Here is a 15,588-nt window from a genome sequence, read left to right as displayed (position 1 = left end):
GTCCTCAGTGTTTCGTCTTGGTCTCAGCCGGCGGTCAACTGCCCCGCCGCCATTGCTCGCAGCTCCTCGAAACCTGCCTCGTCGCGTTCGCTCGACATGGGGTCGTCGCGCAACACGGTGCCGATTTCCAGAATCAGCTGCTGGCGGTATTCGGTGAAGCCTTCGCCGCTCTGTGCGCTGCCCGCGACCGACAGCGCTCGCATGTCGCGCTCGGCCATCAGGCGGTTGATGTTGTTGCTCATCAGCCAGAACCGACGGATCGGCATGGCCAGGACTGCTTGGTCACTCAGGGAGTAGAAGTGGCAGACCCGACAAAACAGGAACCCAAAGTCGAGTTCCTGTTCGGACCTGCCCTCGCTCAGTTTCCCGAGCCGGCCTCCCGCTCTTCCACAATGTCGGCGGGGTCTTCGCCGCGCACGAATGCGGTGACGGCGCGCAGCTGCTCCAGGCTCAGTTGCAGCAGGGTCTGCTCGTCGATGGTGGGCACCGAGCGCTTGATCAGCTTCACGGTGGCCTGAATTTGCTTGGCGATGCTCTTCTCACCCTCGAGGCGCTCGGCCGTCAGGGTCGTCTCGATGAAGTCCTCCACCGACATGGGCTTGACGGGGTATGCCTTGCCGCCGATGTTCAGTTCGCGCTCGTCGTTGCCGGACAGCTTGTCGAGATTGAGGATCTTGGCCATTTCGGTTGTTCCTTGAGGCAGCCCCCGCTCGCGGCGGGGGCTTGGTCAGTTCAGGTTGTTTGAATAGTCAGTCGTGACTATCAGATGCCGACGCCGAAAAGGCGGCCGGTGAACGGGTCCGGATAGCCGGTGAAGTCCACGTTGTAGACGCGCTCGTCTTCCAGCTTGTAGGCGAAGTTCAGCGCACCTGCCGTGTTGGCCAGCGGGATCACGAAGTCTTCCGAGCGGTCGCTGTCCGGCTTGCCGATCGGGTGGAAGCGCAGCTCCTTGGCGCCAGCCAGCAGGTCGGTGCCGATGCCCGAGGACACGTTCACGCTCTTGCTGGTCGGCTCCACGCCGCCGGTCAGGGTTGCGCCCGACAGCGTGACCTTGGCGCCAGCGGTGCCTGCGCCCAGGGTGAAGCTGTTGCCGTCGACGCCCTTCTGGCCGGTTTCGCCATAGATCATGCGCGAGCCGTAGGTGACGGTCACGATGGCGTTGTTGGCCGAATAGGTCGCAGCCGACACGCGCGCATCGGTCGATGCGTTCAGTGCGGCGGCCAGGGCGGTTGCGGTTGCGCTGGCGGTTGCGCCCAGCGTGACTTCAAACGGACCCGTTGCTTGGGCCTTGAAGACGAACTCGGCGCCGTTGATCACCACGGTGTCGTTGGCGCTCGGGTTGGTCGCGATCTGCACCGTGCCGGTGGCAACTGCGCCGCCGACGGTTTGCAGCACGGCACCCGGCATCACTGCCACCATGTTCTCGATGGTCGTTTCGGCCATCGGCACCTTGGCCGTGCATTCGCGGCCCATGATGTATTCGTTGATCGCGGTCTTGCCGAACTGGTCGACGTTGACCTTGTGGGTGTCGGTCTTGACGGTCACATCCACGCCGCCCTTGGTGTAACCCAAGTCGTAGCCGCCAAAGATCGCCTTGCAAACACCCAGCTTCACGTTCTTGGTGTTACTTGCCATGCGAGAAAACTCCTTTGCAAAGAGGTCTGATAATAGTCAGTGCTGACTATTCGTGCGCGACTATATCACGGACGACTGCCAGTGTCACTACAGGTAACTGCGCGCCTCGAGGATGAGCCGGTCCACCATGTCTTTCGTGCGCTCGACTGCCGCGCGCTCGAGGAATTTGCCGCCCACCATTTCCGACTGGCCATCCTGCTTGGCTTGCGATCGCTTGCCCAGCTGAAGCGGCCCATACGGCGTCAGGTGCTCATGCATTTCCCAGGCGTAGTCACCAACGGTGCGCCCATTCTCCGCAGGCGTGGCCATGTCGATGTAGACCGCCACGGACTTGCGCGCAAAGCGCCCTCGCTCGTCTCGTCCGCCGCCCTCCACCTGCACCTTGATGGCCTGCTCGAGGTTGCCTTCGTCGACCGGCGCAAACTTGCGCGCCAGGTCACGCACGCCCTCGGCTTCCGTCACCATCTGCTTGAAGACGCCGCGCACGGCCCGCTCGCCCGCCTGCTCCAGCACCATACGCAGGCGCTCAACGCCGCTCACCTCGATGCCCATTACGCATTCTCCAGGCAGAAGCAGCACTCGAACTCGACGTTGAACTCCAGCAGGTTGCCCTTGGAGAGCGGGAAGATCACCGGCAGCGTCTTCGGTCGCATGTATTTGATCCACATGTTGCCCAGCTGCACCTCACTCAGGGTGAGCGCCTTCGTGGCGGCGTTGATGAGGTCTTCACCTTCCTGGTCATGGCGAGCGCGCGCAATCACCTGAAAGGGCACCTTGTTGAAGTAGCCGGGGATTTCGTGGTTGATCGGCGTGCCGGCGAGCTTGTTACGCAGCAGGATCGCCTTGGTTGCCTCCGCCGGCAACATGTTCACGAACAGGGTCTTGGCGGGTGTGCCCACGCCCTCAGACTCCAGTCGGTCGATCAGCGGCATCAGGTTCATTCGTCTTGGCTCCAGATATGGGCGTCGACCTCGTAATGGTCCAGGTCGCCGCGCACGTTGAAACGCGGGTGCATGCCCGAGATTTTCAGGACCGCGCCGGCCACCTCGACGATATCGTTGATGGCAGCCTTGGTCGTGGTGGCGAAGAGCAGCTTTGCATCGGCCGCCGCTTCCTGAGCGTTGCCGCGCGAGGCAGAACTGTCCGCGCGCACGGAGGTCTGCTGCTGCCGCTGATTCAGAAACACCACGGAACAGCGCTCACGCACCTTGCGCCCCGGCAGTGGCCGTCCATACACATCGCTCTTGCTGCTCGCCAGGGTGACGATGCAGGTCTTATTGGGCCGAAACATAGGGCTCTGCCTTTGCTTTGGTATTGGGGTGGAATGCCTGCGCCCGCACGCTCTCCAGGCTCGGGTAGCCCTCGGCGCCCGAGACGGACACGACCATGCCGGCGAACTTGTGCTCGGGGTCCGGGTGAGTGATGCGCAGCAGATCAGCCGCGTGTGCCGCTGCGTCGAGGTCCGCCTGCACGGCAAAGTCGCGCACCACCACGCGGGCCAGCTTTGCCGCCTCCCACTGCCGACCGCTCGTGTCCCGCACCGTCCAGGTCTTCGTGGTCAAGCGCTTTTGCAGCAGCAGACCCATCCCGCCGCCGGCGTCCTTGAGCATCGACGACATGTCCTGACCGCCCAGACGCATGTCGCGCAGGGCCTGGGACACGTTCTGGTTGACCAGCCCCCGCAGTTGCGCGAGCGCTTCACGCTTGCGCACCGTCAGAGCATGCACAGCGTCGCCTTGCCCGTATGCAGCGATGTGCGCTTGTAGCTCGGTGCCGGCGGTCCCCAGAAAGCTCTCTGCCGCCCGCTGCGCGGCCCCCTGCACGTCTGCCACCAGCTTCGGTGTGACGGTGGCGCCTGGCGCCATCGCGTTCAGGTAGAGCCCGCGCAGCGCGAACAGGAACAGCTCGTATTGGCCAGCGACCTTGGTCGCGATCTGGTCATACATCAGCCGCCCCGCCCAATACGCTTGCCGAACGTGACGAAGTAGCTGAGGTAGCCGAGCGCGCGCTTGCACACCGGCAGCTCCAGCGGCTTGGCCGATCGGAACATCTGCTTGGACTCGCCGATGGATTCCAGCACCAGGCCCGCGCGCCGACCTTCCGCGATTGGGTCGCGTGCCAGGATGGCGTCAGCTTCGACGACCTGAGCCTTGCGCAGCGCCGCCTTGAAGCGCTCTGGCAGCGCGGCGAACTGTGTCGGGTTCAGCAGCTCCAGGTTGCCGTCGAACATGAACATGCCGTTCGTCGCCGCATACTTGGAGAAGAACGTGCCTTCGGGCACGTAGTTGAGGCTGTCCTGCCCAAAGTTGATGTTGGACATGAGCAGCGTGAAGCTCAGTTGGTTGATGTGGGCTCGCGCCTCCACCAGCGCCTGCGCCTTGTCGCGCTCATCAGCCGACTCCCACGCGGGGATGTTCGGCACGTCCATCGAGGTGAGCTGTGCCTGCGCCAGCGTCTGATAGGTGTTGACGCCCACCATGAGCGTCTCTGCCGCCTCGATGGCGAACAGCATGCCCACCATCACCGTGTTGCCGCCAACCGTGCAGAACAGCTCCACGTTGCGCACGGCGCGGGCCTGGCCAACCGGCAGCACATTCAGCTCTGCCGGCACGGTAATGACCGCCTCGTCGGTGCCCGCCACGAAGGAATCCAGCGGCGTGCGCGGCACCAGCTCGACGCCGGCATGGTCGACCACCCGGTAGTCCACCGTGGTCACGTCGAGCTGATTCCCGCTGCGGTCTTGCAGCGGGATCACGACCTCGACGGGGGTTCCGGCGAGAAAGGCGTCCATTACTCAGCAGCCTTCGGTGCGCCGGCGGCCTTCAGGATCGCGTCGATCAAGCCACGGATGGAATTGCCCTTGACGTTCAGTGTGTCGCCGATTGCGCGCAGACCGGCAATGCCATCCTTGTCGGCGATCGCAGCCAGCTCTTCCTCGGTGTAGGTCTTTGCGGTCTCTGCGTTGCCGGTGGCCAGCGGCTCGCCAGCGGGCGCAGCGCCTTCAGACTGAGCGGCGGCGGCTTCAGCGGCGCCGTTCACGTCCTGGGCCGGGGTGTCTGCTTCGTCGATCAGTCGCTGCGCGATGTTCGCCGGCGTGCCGTCTTCCCATTCGGCGCCGAACACGGCGGACAGACGAATGGCGTCGATGGGCAGCACATCGTCGGTCGACAAGCCTTCCTTGAAGAAGATCACACCCATCTGGCCGGTGTAGGTCTCGAAGCCGGGTTGTGTCAGTCGAACTTTCATTGATACTCCTGATGTGAAAAAGGGGCGGGCCTCTCGGCTCGCCCCTCATGATAGTCAATATTGACTATGCTGTGTGCGTCAGATGTTGGTCACACCCTTCAGACGCGCGATGCTCCGCGTGGACTTCAGGGCCAGGCCCGTATACCACTTCAGACGGATGCGGGTTGCGTCCTTGTTCTGCACCGTGCCGATGTTCTCGACCACGATACCGGCGTCGCTGCCACCGTAGATGCCGTGCAGGCCATCCAGCTCGTTCAGACGCAGAGCGTAGACCGAGGTCGTGGCGTTGGCCGAACCCTGGGCTTCGTCAGCGGCCAGGAATTCGTTCATGATCACCGGGATGCCGTTGTGGGTCAGCATCGGGCGGCCGAAGTTTTCCAGCTGCTGCATCACAGCGTCCGTGCCGTAGGTCGCGCGCAGCAGGCCACGGAATGCGCGGATCGTGCCACGACGCATCACGATCACGTCAGCGCCGTTCGGCACTGCGTCGCACAGCTCGTCCAGCATCGAGAGCGTCAGGGCGCCGCCGTTTGCGCCGGCGACGACTTGCTGCGAGTTCGGAGCAGCGGCAGCCAGCTGGGGCAGACCGTCGAACTCCTTCGGGTTGGCAGTGGCGTTGCCCTTGGCCAGCGTGCGATGGAATTCGCGAGCGACGGCCTTGGCCTTCTTCGCGATCTGGATCGCCATCTGGTCGTTGGTGTCGCCCATCGTGGATTGCAGGAACTTGTCCACGTCCACGTCGCCAGCCAGGATACGCAGCTTGGCCACGACTTCGGTGAACGTTGCAGCGCTTTCGTTCACCGGATCGTTCGGGTCGAGCCAGTCAGCACCGCCCAGCGTGTCTTCGCGGTTGTAGACGTAGGCTTTGCCGTTGACACGCTCGAACGGCAGGATGGCGAACAGGTCATCGCGGTCGATGATCTGGTCAATCACGCCGGCGACGAGCTGGTTGTTACTCAGCGTCTCGGCTTCTTGTCGCAACAGAGGCATATTGCTTCTTTTCCTTAAAGGCTAACAGTCAGTGTTGACTATCGTTGATTGAAAACCTTCGGGGTCTAAGTCGCTCTAGTCACCGAGTGAGACCGGACGATATCACTGATCCAATGCATAGTCAATACTGACTATGCATAAGACCCCAAAGGCTTCCGCTTCAGCCGATCACTTTCAGCCCCTTCAGGCCGGCAGCGATCTTCGAAACGCCGTCGGTCGGCGCATCCTTCTGGGAGTTCGCCTGCTTGCCGACCTTGCCCGATTCCGAGTTGGCGCCAGGCTTGATCTTGCTCTTGAGCAGCGCGTCCTTTTCCGGGTCAGCTTCCACAATCTTGCGCAGCGCCTCGTCGAAGTTCACGGGGTTGCCCATGCTGTCGACGATCGCGGTGCGGCCCGATGCGCCCTTGGGCTTGTCGTAGCCAACGACCTTACCGTCCACCAGCTCGAAGTGGTCGCCGTAGACGACGCGCGCCTTCGCCGGCGTCAGCACCAGTTCGGAGTTGATGAACTGCGACTGGCCGAACAGGCTGCCGATCGACAGCTCGTTGATGGCGCCCTCGCGCTGGGACAGGACGTTTTGCAGCTGGGCGATCTGCTCCTTCAGGGAGGCCGTCTCGCTGGCGTGGGCTTCGGCCATGCGCTGCTTCAGGCGCTCGTAGTCGCCCTTCGCTTCCAGGGCCTTCTCTTCTGCCTGAGCGCGCTCGGCGAGCATGGCGCGCACGGCTTCGGGGTCGATGCCGTCGAACTTCTTCAGACGCTCCTGGGCCGCTGCGAGGTCAGCCTGCGTCTTCTGCAAGGCTTCCTTCTTCTGCATCACCTCCTTCAGGAGCTTTGCTTCCTCGTCGCTCGGCTTCTTGCCGCCATCGCCGCCAGCCTTGCCAGCTGCTTCATCGGCGGCCTTCTTGGCGGCTGCTTCTTCGGCGGCCTTCTTGGCTGCTTCATCAGCGCCTGCGCCACCAGCAGCGCCTGCACCCGGATCACCGCCCTCGCCAGCTTGTTCGCGGAAGCGCTGTGCCTGGAGTTTCAGAAAAAGGTGTTTCATACGTTGTTTGCCTTTCGACCGGTCTCTGGGTCGTGTGAAAAGGCCGGCAGTCGCTTGCCGGCGGGTTGGGATTACTGCTCAGTGGATTTCGTCACCTGCCCCTGGCGGTTGTCGCCTGGCTGCTTGGGTGCCGCGTCCTTCTTCGGCGGCGTGGAGGCGGGGTTGCCGCTGCCGCCTTCAGTGGTCTGCACGGGGTCCGCCGGCCACTGCTTGAGTTGCTTCTCCATTTCGGCGCGCAGATCCTTGGCCAGCTGCGGGAACAGCTTGTCCAGCACTGCGCGCATCTGTTGCTGCTGGATTGCGTCCGGCGCACCGATGAGCGACAGGCGTGCCGCAATGTCGAACTCGTCGTAGAGGCCGCGCGTGTCGAAGTCGTCCGGGTAGGAGACCAGCTCGTCAGTGACGCGGCCCTCTTCCCCGTTCCAGAGCGCGACCAGGCGGACCATCTTGTTCTCGACCACCTCCAGGCTGTCTGCCTTGGCTGCCAACAGAGCATTCACTCGCTCGAAGTCGTATGCCTTGGCCACCCCGGAGCTGTTGTCGATACCAAGCGAGTTGTCCGACTTGGTGCGCTCGCCAGCCAGGCCGACCGTGTGGTAGATCTCGTTGATGATCTTGTGGATCGCTGCGAGGATCAGCTCGGCCTGCTTCGGGTCAGGGGAAAGGTAGAACGGCTGTGCGCCGCCCTCGCCGTCGTAGAGGAACACCCGCTTGGTGCCCATCTCCAACAGCTTCGTGTAGTTGTCCTCGCCTGGCAGCATGTTCTGCGCCGGCATGGCCAACTGCGAAAAGGTCTGGTCCTGGATGATGGCGTCCAGGTTGCTCAGGTAGTTGGCAACCGCGCGGTCCAGGTAGGCAATGTCGTCGATCATCGCCGGCGAGCAATACGGCTCGTCGCTGATGATGTTGTCGGCCAGGATGACTGGCACCTCGCCGAGGTTGTGCGCGCCCGAGTCGACCAGCACGACCTTCTTGCGCCGACCGGTGCCCTGTTCTTCGTAGAGCTTCCAGTCGGTCTTGGTCCAAAGGCGATAGCGCTCGACTTCCGCGCCCGAAGACTCGAAGGGGTCTTCGTCGTCGCGCTTGCACTCCTTGATGAGAATCCAGTTCAGGTTGCCCTGGCTGTCAAAGGAATAGTCCAGCAACTGCTCGGGGCCGACCGAGTAGGCGTAGGTCTGCACGCCGGCGGCGCGCTCTTCGGCCTTGCTGATCACGACCGCGCTGGCAGTGGTGTCCACCACGATGCCGATGCGCCCGCCGATCGACGCCTTTTTGGAGTTCTGCCGCATGAACTCCTCGATCGACATGCCGTTGCGCGTCGAGCGTTTCCAGAAGTCCTTCACGCACTGCGGCGCATCGTCTTCGTTGCGGGTGATGTTCTGCTTGAACAGGTATTTGTCCACCAGGTCCACCACCTCGCGGGTGTGATTGAACCGGTAGCAGCGGCGCAGGCGATCGTTGTATTCCTTATCGCCTTCCTTGATGTAGCGGAAGATGTTCGTGTCGAACCACTCGCGGCCACCCGAATACGTCTCCTCCAGGAATTCCCAGTGGAGCAGCATTTCGTCGTATTCGGGATGCCGGCGGCTCACCAACCGGCGCAGGCGCTTCTGGTCGTCTCCTTGCGGAGCGACCGGCGTCGAGTTTGTGGCTTCGACCGGATCGAAGGTTCCGATAGTGCCAGGTGGGAGCGTATTCATGGCGGCTTATGATAGTCAGTATTGACTGTATTGACAAGTTAAACGGAGAGCCCACCAACCTCGATGCGACGCACCGGAAATTCCAGGTCGATGCAGTAACCGGCCGCGTCAGCCGAGTGTTCCGTGCCGGCAGACTTGTCCACGTCGCGCGAGCCAGGCTTGTAGATGGTCTGCTCCAGGCTCTTGATGAAGTGCTTGCAGCTCTCGTCGATGCGCAGGCGCACGGTGTTGTCCGCCGAGCGCAGCATGCGGTTCACGGCGTTCACCCGGTCGGCGACCAGCGGGTGCTTGCGGCGGTATTTGATGCGGCGGAAGCCCTTCTCGCGCAGAATGTCCAGGTCGGTCTCGCCACGGGCGTGCTGGCGCTGTCCGCCGGCCGGGTCGGGATAGATGACGATCTGGTTCTGGTGGCGCCAATACTTCGCGTCGATCGCCTCGCAGATTTCTTCCGTGTTGGAGCCGAACTGCACGATCTCGTCCACCGCCCACAGCTCGCCATTGGGCTGCGGCTGGAAAATCACCGTCGACATGGGGTCGATGTTGAAGTCCATGCCGATCCAGATCGGCAGCTTCGGGTTGAACGGATACTTGCCGACGTGCGCGGCCCGATCGAACGGGTAGTAGACCCGCCCGCTCATGGTCTCGAAAGACGCCTCGAACTCCTGCTTGAACGACTTCTCGTCCATGTCGCGGCGTGCGGCTTCCAATTCGCTCACCGGGATGAACGGCGAGGTGATGGTCGGGAACTGCCAGCTCATCCACTCGTTGACCCGCGTGCGGCCGCGCGCATCCACGTAGGTCGCCCCGCGCTGTCCGAGCTGATAGACGGTGTGCAGGTAGTTGTATGCCTTGGGCGTGCCGATGAAGATGGCGTGCCCGCCGGTGTCGGCCAGCGTCGGGCGCAGCACCTGGGTCCACGTCTCCTCGTTCATGTCCTGGAACTCGTCCAGCACGAGGAAGTGGATACCCACGCCGCGCAACGAGTCAGGCTTGTCGGCGCCCTTCAGCTCGATGCGGGTCTGATTCACCAGGGTGATGGTGAGCGTGGTCTCGTTGACCTTGCGAATCCACGCCTTTGGGATGGCGTCCAGCAGGTCGATCCACATGATCTGCTTGGCCATCCGGTAGGTCGGCGCCACATACCAAATCTTGCGCTTCTTCACCTGCGCCATCTTGATGATGAGCACGCGCGAGAGCGCCGTCTTGCCCCAGCGGCGGCCCGCCACCACAACCCGGAAGCGATGCTTCGAACTGTAGACCTCCATCTGCTTCTTGTGGAGCGAGAGGGACTTGGCCGGTGCCGCCATCAGTCGCCCTCCTGAACGATATCGTCCTCGCCCGTGCTCACGGCCGGCGCACTCTCGTCGGCCATCTCCACCTCGGTGTCGATATCGTCCTCATCGCGCGAACGCAGTGCCTCGACCTGCTCGGCCGTCAGCTCGGAGATCACCAGCTCCGGCAGGCCGTTTTCGTCCACCGCGTCGTCGCGGTCCAGGCCCAGCACGGCGTAACGCTCTTCCCGCGCCTTCTTCAGCACGGTCATGGCGTTGTCCAGCGCCTTCAGGTTGTTCATCGCCGTGGAGAACGGCCGCGCGTCATTCTTCGCCTGGAGGATCTCGTTCCAGGTGAGCTTGGCCAGCGCCGTGGCCATCTTGTAGTGCTCCTCCTTGGTCTCCTTGATCCGCGCAGCCAGCACGGTGGAGTCGGAAATGGCGGCCTTGGCCACCTCTTCTGCGACGCGGCGCTTGTTCGCCTCGCTTTTGGAGCCCTTGGTGATGCCTGTCTTGGCGAAGTGGTTGGAGAAGACGGAGCGGTTCTTGCCGAAGCGCGCAGCCAGGTCGTCGAGCGTGACTTCGCCGGACTCCCACAGAGCTTCCGCCTCCGCCCACTGCTTCGGGGTGAGGCGCGCATACTTGCTCTTCGGTGCGGTGGTGGTCTTTGTTGCCTTGCTCACTGCTGTTTGCCTGGTTGGGTTCTGCGGTTAAAAAAAAAGGGCGCGAAAGGTAGGCGCCCTGTTGGAGATAACCGGAGTTGTGGCGCCACTGTATCGGCCCCGGTCGTCTATGTCAAGTCAGTGCTGACTATTCATTCAGTCGAAAGCACGTGATCGAGGGCACAAGCGATCGCGAATGCGTCAGATTCGAACGAGGGAGTGCGCAGAAGCTCGCCATTGCGCTCGAACACGCAGAACCAGCTCCCCGCGTCATCGGCGAGCACCTGGGGCGTTACACCGCGCTCTTCCAGCAGCTCGGTGGCCAGGTCGTCCCGCTCGCAGTAAGCGGGGCCGACGCTCCAGTTGTCGTGCAGGCACGGCGCGTCCCGGTCCCACAGCTTCACGAGCCCGTCCTGGATCTCGACCTTGAATCCCAGGCGCCGTGAGATTTCCGCATCCGCTCGGGTTCCAGGAATGAAGTTGGGCCCAACTTGGGTCGGCGCCGCGCTCCCGTCAATATCTTTAATACTCATTACTTCTTTGTTTTGTATTTCTATCTTTTACGGGAACGCACGGAATGCCCAAGCCGGCCCCAAGTTGGGTTCACGGCTCGAGGAACTCAGCGGGAGCGTCAACAAACTCCTCCTGCGCGAGCGCGGAAAGAGATTGCTCGACCTGATCCTGCTCTTCCGACACAGCGACAGCAGCGGCCCCAATGACGCCCGTCGGTCGCACGTGCATGCTGCCGGCCGAGGTGATGAGCAGGAGAACCCGCTGGCGGCCTCGCCGCTTCTCCCGCCCGCCCTTCTCGATCAACCCGTGCTTGATGAGGGCGCGGATGGAAAACTGGATCGACGATTTGGTGGTCTCGTAGTTCAGGCGCTCCAGGACTTGATCCAGGTCGGCCGGCGACCCGTCGGGGTTGCCCGCGCCGATTACGCGCATCAGTTCGATCTGTTTGACGGTCAGGTGCATGTCAGCTGATCTTGGAAAGGTCGAGCGGCGCGTCTACGGGCTGGTTGTCGAACGCCAACAGGGGCAGTCGAGGGGGCAGCTCGCGTGGGCCGCTTTGGAGGTCGTAATCAGGGTTCTCGTAAGTGCCGTAGAGCGGGCTGGCGAACACGAGCTGCTGGAGCTGCTTGAGCAGGCGGCCCACCTCCATCGAGGCGATCCGCTCGCGGGCATCAAAGCGCTGGTTGCCGGACTTCTCGCGGCTCGAGTTGGCGTAGTAGAACGCGCGCATCTCAGCCAGGCACTTGTCGCGCACGGCCGGCGACATGGCGTCCAGCTCCTCCATGACGCCCACGTAGTCCGACGGCACACAGTCGAACCAGCGCCGGAAGAACGCCAGGCCCGCCCCATACTTGGCCGCCTTGCGAGGCTTGGTGAAGCGGATGCCCGCCTTGGCCGCGAACGGGTTGAATTTGCTCATAGACGACTGGAACTCGATCACCCGCTTGCCCGACATGCGCATCATGAGGTTCTGCATGCGGTAGGAAATGCCGGCTCCACGGAACATGGTGTCCAGCACCAGGCGCGAGTTGCAGCAGGCGAACTCGTTCATCCAGTTCGCGCGGTGCTGGTTGATCATGCGGCTGTCCTTGCCGCCGACGTTGGGGCGCAGGTGGACGAACGCCTCGTTGCGGCCGGCAGACAGCATCGTGGTGATGGACATGACGCCCACGCCGATCGTCTGCCCGTGCATCACGCAGCGGAAGAAGCGCGGCCCGATCGGCAGGCTCTCCGCCTTGTAATGCAACTCGTGCAGGAGATCCCAGTCCGCCTTGGTGCCGGCCTCGACGTAAATGTCCGGCAGCAGCGACAGCATGTGCCGCTTGGGCGTCGGGTGTCGCTCAATGAGCACGTCCTGGTTGTCAACGACGACCATGCGCAATCTCCCGCTTCTGGGGCTCCGGCTCCTCGGCGGGCGTGAGCAGCACCGACTCGAATCGCTCGAACAGGTAGTCCTGCAAGTAGCAGAAGGTCTCGCGCCCGCCCCGGTCGGTCTCTTGCCCAACCCGATCGAGCACGTCAAAGGCGACGTGGGCCAGCTCATGCACGAGCGTGCGCGGCTTGCCGTCGAACACGCCCACCAGGTGCATGGGCTCACCGGTTTCCAGGTGGGCGTAGGTCGAGGTGAGGCCCAGAGCGCCCCAGATGGCCTCTTGCAGCTCCTCTCCGCAGTCCCCGAGGTAGCGCGCGGCGGCCTCGTAGTCTGCGCGGGAGGTGGTCACGCAGACCCGCCCGCTGAACAGAGGCACGTCGACCGTGACCAGGCGCGGCCACTTTTTGCGGCTTGCCATGTCAGGCTCCCAGGATCTGCCAGTCTTCGGCGAGGATATCGGTCTGCGAGGCGAGCCAGGGCACGAACTTGTTGTCGGCCGTCTTCATGCCGATCCAGGGCAGCTTCTCGCAGCCCAGCGCATGCACGGCACCCTGGCCGGCGTGCGGGTTGTAGTCGTAGGCAGCGACCAGCGCGAGCCACATTCCCTTGCCGTTCCAGCCCGCGCGGCACACGCGCTGGCCCCGCTTGAGGGCCTCAACTGCGGTTCCGAAATTCAGCATCACTTCCCCTTCACGAGCGGCGGCAGCGTCGTGCCCGAGTCACGAAGCGGCGTCTTGGTTTTCGAAATGTCCAGCTGCTTGCCGTTGGCCTTGTTCAGCTTGTCGGCGATGGTCTTCACCGGGTTGACCGGCGTCTTGGGATTGGGGTTAGCGGCCATGACGCTTCTCCATGAATCGTTTGTAGAACCAGATGGCGAACGCGATGCCGGCCATGCCGCCGGCGGCGCTCGTAAAGAACGCTGCGAGGCTCCCGGTCGAGGCATAGCGAGCGAACGTGAAGTTGCCGACGCTGATGCCGAAGGAAGTCACCACGGACGCGAGATAGCGGCCCTGGTTGACGTTCCGCGACTGAAGGCCCATCAGGAACACCGAGAAAAAGGTGGCGCCGGCAAGCGCCACCAGTTCCAGCCAGCTCATGCGCGCGCAGCTCCGCTTGGCCAGTCGTCGTCATCGCGCCGCTTGCGGTGGCCGGAAGCCCAGGCGCCGAGCACGATGGCAATGAAGAACGGGAAGACGAGCGCGAGCGGCATGTCAGAACTCCAGGTTGGTTTGGGCCAGGCCCAGGGAGCGGAAGTGCTTCTCGAGTTCGGACTGCGAGCGGTCGCCGCTGAAGCGGCCCAGCACGGCGCCGTTCTCGAGGGTCAGCACAGTGGGCACGGCGCGCACGCCGTGTTCGGCCGCCAGCGCCTTGTCTTCGCCGGCGTCGACGATGGCCAGGGTGAAGCCCCAGGCGTCAGCCAGCTGTTCGAGCTTGGGCTTGAGCAGCTTGCAGGGGCCGCACCAGGACGCGGTGAAGGCCACGACGATCGGGCCTTGTTTTGCTGGCTCGAGCACGTCCTGCTCAAACGTCGCAGCGGTGGTCTTGAGAATGGTCATTCCTTGAATCCTTCGGGCACCCGGACGATCTCGATCTTTTCCCGGTAGCGCTTTTCGATGTAGAGGTTGGGCGCCAGGTCGGCCCGCAGGTCGGTGTGGGTCGTGGCGACGATGAGCGTGGCGCCGCGCTGGCGGGCCACCTTTTGCAGGTTGAAGGCGATGACCTTGGCGGTGATCCGATCGACCACGGCCAGGAACTCGTCTGCGACCCACACGCCGGCGCCGCTCTCGATGAGCTTGGCCAGGCGGAAGCGGTAGCGCTGACCGTCAGACAGCTCCGACGGCTTGCGGATGAACAGGTAGGCGTCGTTCAGACCGGCGATCGAGAGCAGGCCCAGCGCTTCCTGGGTGCTGGCGCCGATCTGGTCGATGAGCGGCTTGTCCAGCAGCTCGACAGCATCAATGTCGGCGACCTTCAGGCCCTCTGTCTCCATCTGCGCCTTCAGCTCACGCAGCACGGTGGACTTGCCGGAGCCGGACTGGCCGGTCACGTAGCAAACGTCCCCCTGGTTGACTTCAATGGGCTGGTTGTCGAACACGACGAACTCTTTGTCGTCGAGCCCGAGCCCGAAGCCCTCCGCGACTTCGAGGACGCGCTCAGTGCGCTCCACGCTCGAGGTAAAGCGCTTGTTGACGGTGTAGATCATCCGATCATGAACTTGTCAAGGTTGAACATCAGCCAGGCGCCGCCAATCACGATGAGCAGCAGCAGCGTGAAGAGCCCGCCCAGTGCGATCAAGAGAAAGGTCGTCATGGCTTTTTAGTAGTCAGTGCTGACTGGTATCAGGCGGCCAGCTTCTTCAGCTGGGCGATGAATGCGTCGGCGCCGGTCAGTCCGGTCTCCGCCTCGGCCGTGGCCATGAAGCGAGCCACCACACGCTCGTCCTTGCCCTGGATCGCGGTAAAGCCCAGCGCCTTGGCGATCTTCACCTCACGCACGTCCGTGGCTTCGATCTCGCGCTTGGTCTCGGCAACCTGCTCGGCGATCTCGGCCTCGAGGTCTTCCACGAAGGCGTCGTCGTTCATCTCGCCAAGGTCAGCCGACAGGAACTCCAGCTCCTTGTCGTCAAAGATGCCGGAGAGGTCGATGTTCAGGCCCGCCAGCTCGGCTTGCAGCATGTCGGCATCAATGTCGGAGAGCGCCACCCGGTTGTCGGACAGGCGAGCCGCGCGCACCTCCTCTTCCGTCAGGTCGTCGCGCACCCAGACCGGAACCTGCGACAGGCCCAGCTCGATGGCAGCCAGGCGCCGGCCGTGGCCATTGATGATCACGCCGTCGCGATCCACCACGATCGGCTGCGTCCATTTGAAGCGACGGATCGACTCAGCGATCTTGGCCACCTGCGCGGCGTCGTGCTTCTTGACGTTGTTCTTGTAGGGAACCAGCCGCGCAATGTCCCAGAGCTGGATGTTGGGCTTGACTTCGGTCATGCAGCTTCCTTTCGCTTCATGAAGGGTTGGATGAAGTCCTGAATGGTCAGGTAGTCCTCATCGTCGAACTCGTAGTTGGAGCCGTCCACGCAGCTGTCGCACTGCTGCGGGTCAAACTCGCGGTTCGCGCACGTCTGGCACTCGGGAAATGGGTGGTCGCAGCGGGCCAA

Annotated in this window: 25 protein-coding genes; all 25 read right to left on the bottom strand. The window is 63.2% G+C overall.

Going from position 1 to position 15,588, the window contains the following annotated elements:
* Nucleotides 1-23: 23 nt before the first annotated feature.
* The 25 genes from N5B55_RS05160 to N5B55_RS05040 all read right to left on the bottom strand — a co-directional run bounded on the left by N5B55_RS05160 (nt 24) and on the right by N5B55_RS05040 (nt 15,588).
* On the bottom strand, nt 24-266 hold the full coding sequence (locus tag N5B55_RS05160) for a hypothetical protein (RefSeq protein WP_304539380.1): 243 nt from the start codon (nt 264-266) through the stop codon (nt 24-26).
* A gap of 92 nt (nt 267-358) precedes the next feature.
* The gene (locus tag N5B55_RS05155) at nt 359-682 is read right to left on the bottom strand and encodes a hypothetical protein (protein WP_304539379.1); all 324 of its coding nucleotides are present in this window, start codon (nt 680-682) and stop codon (nt 359-361) included.
* A gap of 80 nt (nt 683-762) precedes the next feature.
* A complete protein-coding gene (locus N5B55_RS05150) occupies nt 763-1,635 on the bottom strand; it encodes a hypothetical protein (RefSeq protein ID WP_304539378.1) in 873 nt (290 codons plus the stop codon).
* A gap of 87 nt (nt 1,636-1,722) precedes the next feature.
* Nucleotides 1,723-2,187: a hypothetical protein gene (locus N5B55_RS05145; protein ID WP_304539377.1), complete on the bottom strand. Its 465-nt coding sequence runs from the start codon at nt 2,185-2,187 to the stop codon at nt 1,723-1,725.
* On the bottom strand, nt 2,187-2,576 hold the full coding sequence (locus N5B55_RS05140) for a minor capsid protein (RefSeq protein WP_304539376.1): 390 nt from the start codon (nt 2,574-2,576) through the stop codon (nt 2,187-2,189). The genes N5B55_RS05145 and N5B55_RS05140 overlap by 1 nt, the downstream gene beginning before the upstream one ends.
* Nucleotides 2,573-2,926 (bottom strand): hypothetical protein, encoded by a 354-nt coding sequence (locus N5B55_RS05135; RefSeq protein ID WP_304539375.1) that lies wholly within the window; start codon nt 2,924-2,926, stop codon nt 2,573-2,575. Before N5B55_RS05135 ends, N5B55_RS05140 begins: the two co-directional genes overlap by 4 nt.
* Nucleotides 2,910-3,581: a hypothetical protein gene (locus N5B55_RS05130; RefSeq protein ID WP_304539374.1), complete on the bottom strand. Its 672-nt coding sequence runs from the start codon at nt 3,579-3,581 to the stop codon at nt 2,910-2,912. Before N5B55_RS05130 ends, N5B55_RS05135 begins: the two co-directional genes overlap by 17 nt.
* On the bottom strand, nt 3,581-4,426 hold the full coding sequence (locus N5B55_RS05125) for a hypothetical protein (RefSeq protein ID WP_304539373.1): 846 nt from the start codon (nt 4,424-4,426) through the stop codon (nt 3,581-3,583). Before N5B55_RS05125 ends, N5B55_RS05130 begins: the two co-directional genes overlap by 1 nt.
* Complete coding sequence (locus N5B55_RS05120) at nt 4,426-4,881, bottom strand: hypothetical protein (protein WP_304539372.1); 456 nt, start codon at nt 4,879-4,881, stop codon at nt 4,426-4,428. The genes N5B55_RS05125 and N5B55_RS05120 overlap by 1 nt, the downstream gene beginning before the upstream one ends.
* A 78-nt stretch (nt 4,882-4,959) precedes the next feature.
* Nucleotides 4,960-5,871, bottom strand: a complete 912-nt coding sequence (locus N5B55_RS05115; RefSeq protein ID WP_102064968.1) for a major capsid protein — start codon at nt 5,869-5,871, stop codon at nt 4,960-4,962.
* 160 nt (nt 5,872-6,031) lie between these two features.
* A complete protein-coding gene (locus N5B55_RS05110) occupies nt 6,032-6,913 on the bottom strand; it encodes a DUF6651 domain-containing protein (protein WP_304539371.1) in 882 nt (293 codons plus the stop codon).
* Nucleotides 6,914-6,984: 71 nt separating this feature from the next.
* Complete coding sequence (locus tag N5B55_RS05105; protein ID WP_304539370.1) at nt 6,985-8,613, bottom strand: hypothetical protein; 1,629 nt, start codon at nt 8,611-8,613, stop codon at nt 6,985-6,987.
* A 38-nt stretch (nt 8,614-8,651) separates the two neighbouring features.
* Complete coding sequence (locus N5B55_RS05100) at nt 8,652-9,920, bottom strand: phage terminase large subunit (protein WP_304539369.1); 1,269 nt, start codon at nt 9,918-9,920, stop codon at nt 8,652-8,654.
* A complete protein-coding gene (locus N5B55_RS05095) occupies nt 9,920-10,567 on the bottom strand; it encodes a hypothetical protein (protein WP_304539368.1) in 648 nt (215 codons plus the stop codon). The genes N5B55_RS05100 and N5B55_RS05095 overlap by 1 nt, the downstream gene beginning before the upstream one ends.
* Nucleotides 10,568-10,698: 131 nt before the next feature.
* Nucleotides 10,699-11,079, bottom strand: coding sequence for a hypothetical protein (locus N5B55_RS05090; protein WP_304539367.1), 381 nt, complete (start codon nt 11,077-11,079; stop codon nt 10,699-10,701).
* 70 nt (nt 11,080-11,149) lie between these two features.
* Nucleotides 11,150-11,521, bottom strand: coding sequence for a hypothetical protein (locus N5B55_RS05085; RefSeq protein ID WP_304539366.1), 372 nt, complete (start codon nt 11,519-11,521; stop codon nt 11,150-11,152).
* A gap of 1 nt (nt 11,522) precedes the next feature.
* Nucleotides 11,523-12,434 carry a hypothetical protein gene (locus N5B55_RS05080; RefSeq protein ID WP_304539365.1) on the bottom strand — a complete coding sequence of 304 codons (912 nt, stop codon included), beginning with the start codon at nt 12,432-12,434 and terminating at the stop codon, nt 11,523-11,525.
* Nucleotides 12,421-12,849: a hypothetical protein gene (locus N5B55_RS05075; RefSeq protein ID WP_304539364.1), complete on the bottom strand. Its 429-nt coding sequence runs from the start codon at nt 12,847-12,849 to the stop codon at nt 12,421-12,423. Before N5B55_RS05075 ends, N5B55_RS05080 begins: the two co-directional genes overlap by 14 nt.
* A gap of 1 nt (nt 12,850) precedes the next feature.
* Nucleotides 12,851-13,111 carry a DUF2829 domain-containing protein gene (locus tag N5B55_RS05070; protein ID WP_304539363.1) on the bottom strand — a complete coding sequence of 87 codons (261 nt, stop codon included), beginning with the start codon at nt 13,109-13,111 and terminating at the stop codon, nt 12,851-12,853.
* Nucleotides 13,111-13,269: a hypothetical protein gene (locus N5B55_RS05065; protein WP_304539362.1), complete on the bottom strand. Its 159-nt coding sequence runs from the start codon at nt 13,267-13,269 to the stop codon at nt 13,111-13,113. Before N5B55_RS05065 ends, N5B55_RS05070 begins: the two co-directional genes overlap by 1 nt.
* A complete protein-coding gene (locus N5B55_RS05060; protein WP_304539361.1) occupies nt 13,259-13,528 on the bottom strand; it encodes a hypothetical protein in 270 nt (89 codons plus the stop codon). Before N5B55_RS05060 ends, N5B55_RS05065 begins: the two co-directional genes overlap by 11 nt.
* Nucleotides 13,529-13,642: 114 nt before the next feature.
* Nucleotides 13,643-13,987 carry a thioredoxin family protein gene (locus N5B55_RS05055; protein WP_304539360.1) on the bottom strand — a complete coding sequence of 115 codons (345 nt, stop codon included), beginning with the start codon at nt 13,985-13,987 and terminating at the stop codon, nt 13,643-13,645.
* Complete coding sequence (locus N5B55_RS05050) at nt 13,984-14,634, bottom strand: ABC transporter (RefSeq protein WP_304539359.1); 651 nt, start codon at nt 14,632-14,634, stop codon at nt 13,984-13,986. The genes N5B55_RS05055 and N5B55_RS05050 overlap by 4 nt, the downstream gene beginning before the upstream one ends.
* 136 nt (nt 14,635-14,770) lie before the next feature.
* Nucleotides 14,771-15,418: a ParB/Srx family N-terminal domain-containing protein gene (locus tag N5B55_RS05045; protein ID WP_304539358.1), complete on the bottom strand. Its 648-nt coding sequence runs from the start codon at nt 15,416-15,418 to the stop codon at nt 14,771-14,773.
* The gene (locus tag N5B55_RS05040) at nt 15,415-15,588 is read right to left on the bottom strand and encodes a hypothetical protein (RefSeq protein ID WP_304539357.1); all 174 of its coding nucleotides are present in this window, start codon (nt 15,586-15,588) and stop codon (nt 15,415-15,417) included. Before N5B55_RS05040 ends, N5B55_RS05045 begins: the two co-directional genes overlap by 4 nt.

The sequence above is a fragment of the Ralstonia pickettii genome (genome assembly GCF_030582395.1).
In the GTDB taxonomy this organism is placed as follows: Bacteria; Pseudomonadota; Gammaproteobacteria; order Burkholderiales; family Burkholderiaceae; genus Ralstonia; species Ralstonia pickettii_D.
This window is presented reverse-complemented; position numbering and strand designations above follow the sequence as displayed.

Bases quoted from the DNA above. Each gene is read 5' to 3' on its own strand.
- N5B55_RS05115 (WP_102064968.1), bottom strand. From the start codon at position 5,871: ATGCCTCTGTTGCGACAAGAAGCCGAGACGCTGAGTAACAACCAGCTC.
- N5B55_RS05055 (WP_304539360.1), bottom strand. From the start codon at position 13,987: ATGACCATTCTCAAGACCACCGCTGCGACGTTTGAGCAGGACGTGCTC.
- N5B55_RS05090 (WP_304539367.1), bottom strand. From the start codon at position 11,079: ATGAGTATTAAAGATATTGACGGGAGCGCGGCGCCGACCCAAGTTGGG.
- N5B55_RS05100 (WP_304539369.1), bottom strand. From the start codon at position 9,920: ATGGCGGCACCGGCCAAGTCCCTCTCGCTCCACAAGAAGCAGATGGAG.
- N5B55_RS05120 (WP_304539372.1), bottom strand. From the start codon at position 4,881: ATGAAAGTTCGACTGACACAACCCGGCTTCGAGACCTACACCGGCCAG.
- N5B55_RS05160 (WP_304539380.1), bottom strand. From the start codon at position 266: ATGCCGATCCGTCGGTTCTGGCTGATGAGCAACAACATCAACCGCCTG.
- N5B55_RS05140 (WP_304539376.1), bottom strand. From the start codon at position 2,576: ATGAACCTGATGCCGCTGATCGACCGACTGGAGTCTGAGGGCGTGGGC.
- N5B55_RS05085 (WP_304539366.1), bottom strand. From the start codon at position 11,521: ATGCACCTGACCGTCAAACAGATCGAACTGATGCGCGTAATCGGCGCG.
- N5B55_RS05125 (WP_304539373.1), bottom strand. From the start codon at position 4,426: ATGGACGCCTTTCTCGCCGGAACCCCCGTCGAGGTCGTGATCCCGCTG.
- N5B55_RS05050 (WP_304539359.1), bottom strand. From the start codon at position 14,634: ATGATCTACACCGTCAACAAGCGCTTTACCTCGAGCGTGGAGCGCACT.
- N5B55_RS05135 (WP_304539375.1), bottom strand. From the start codon at position 2,926: ATGTTTCGGCCCAATAAGACCTGCATCGTCACCCTGGCGAGCAGCAAG.
- N5B55_RS05110 (WP_304539371.1), bottom strand. From the start codon at position 6,913: ATGAAACACCTTTTTCTGAAACTCCAGGCACAGCGCTTCCGCGAACAA.
- N5B55_RS05060 (WP_304539361.1), bottom strand. From the start codon at position 13,528: ATGAGCTGGCTGGAACTGGTGGCGCTTGCCGGCGCCACCTTTTTCTCG.
- N5B55_RS05130 (WP_304539374.1), bottom strand. From the start codon at position 3,581: ATGTATGACCAGATCGCGACCAAGGTCGCTGGCCAATACGAGCTGTTC.
- N5B55_RS05075 (WP_304539364.1), bottom strand. From the start codon at position 12,849: ATGGCAAGCCGCAAAAAGTGGCCGCGCCTGGTCACGGTCGACGTGCCT.
- N5B55_RS05080 (WP_304539365.1), bottom strand. From the start codon at position 12,434: ATGGTCGTCGTTGACAACCAGGACGTGCTCATTGAGCGACACCCGACG.
- N5B55_RS05155 (WP_304539379.1), bottom strand. From the start codon at position 682: ATGGCCAAGATCCTCAATCTCGACAAGCTGTCCGGCAACGACGAGCGC.
- N5B55_RS05065 (WP_304539362.1), bottom strand. From the start codon at position 13,269: ATGGCCGCTAACCCCAATCCCAAGACGCCGGTCAACCCGGTGAAGACC.
- N5B55_RS05070 (WP_304539363.1), bottom strand. From the start codon at position 13,111: ATGCTGAATTTCGGAACCGCAGTTGAGGCCCTCAAGCGGGGCCAGCGC.
- N5B55_RS05145 (WP_304539377.1), bottom strand. From the start codon at position 2,187: ATGGGCATCGAGGTGAGCGGCGTTGAGCGCCTGCGTATGGTGCTGGAG.
- N5B55_RS05150 (WP_304539378.1), bottom strand. From the start codon at position 1,635: ATGGCAAGTAACACCAAGAACGTGAAGCTGGGTGTTTGCAAGGCGATC.
- N5B55_RS05105 (WP_304539370.1), bottom strand. From the start codon at position 8,613: ATGAATACGCTCCCACCTGGCACTATCGGAACCTTCGATCCGGTCGAA.
- N5B55_RS05045 (WP_304539358.1), bottom strand. From the start codon at position 15,418: ATGACCGAAGTCAAGCCCAACATCCAGCTCTGGGACATTGCGCGGCTG.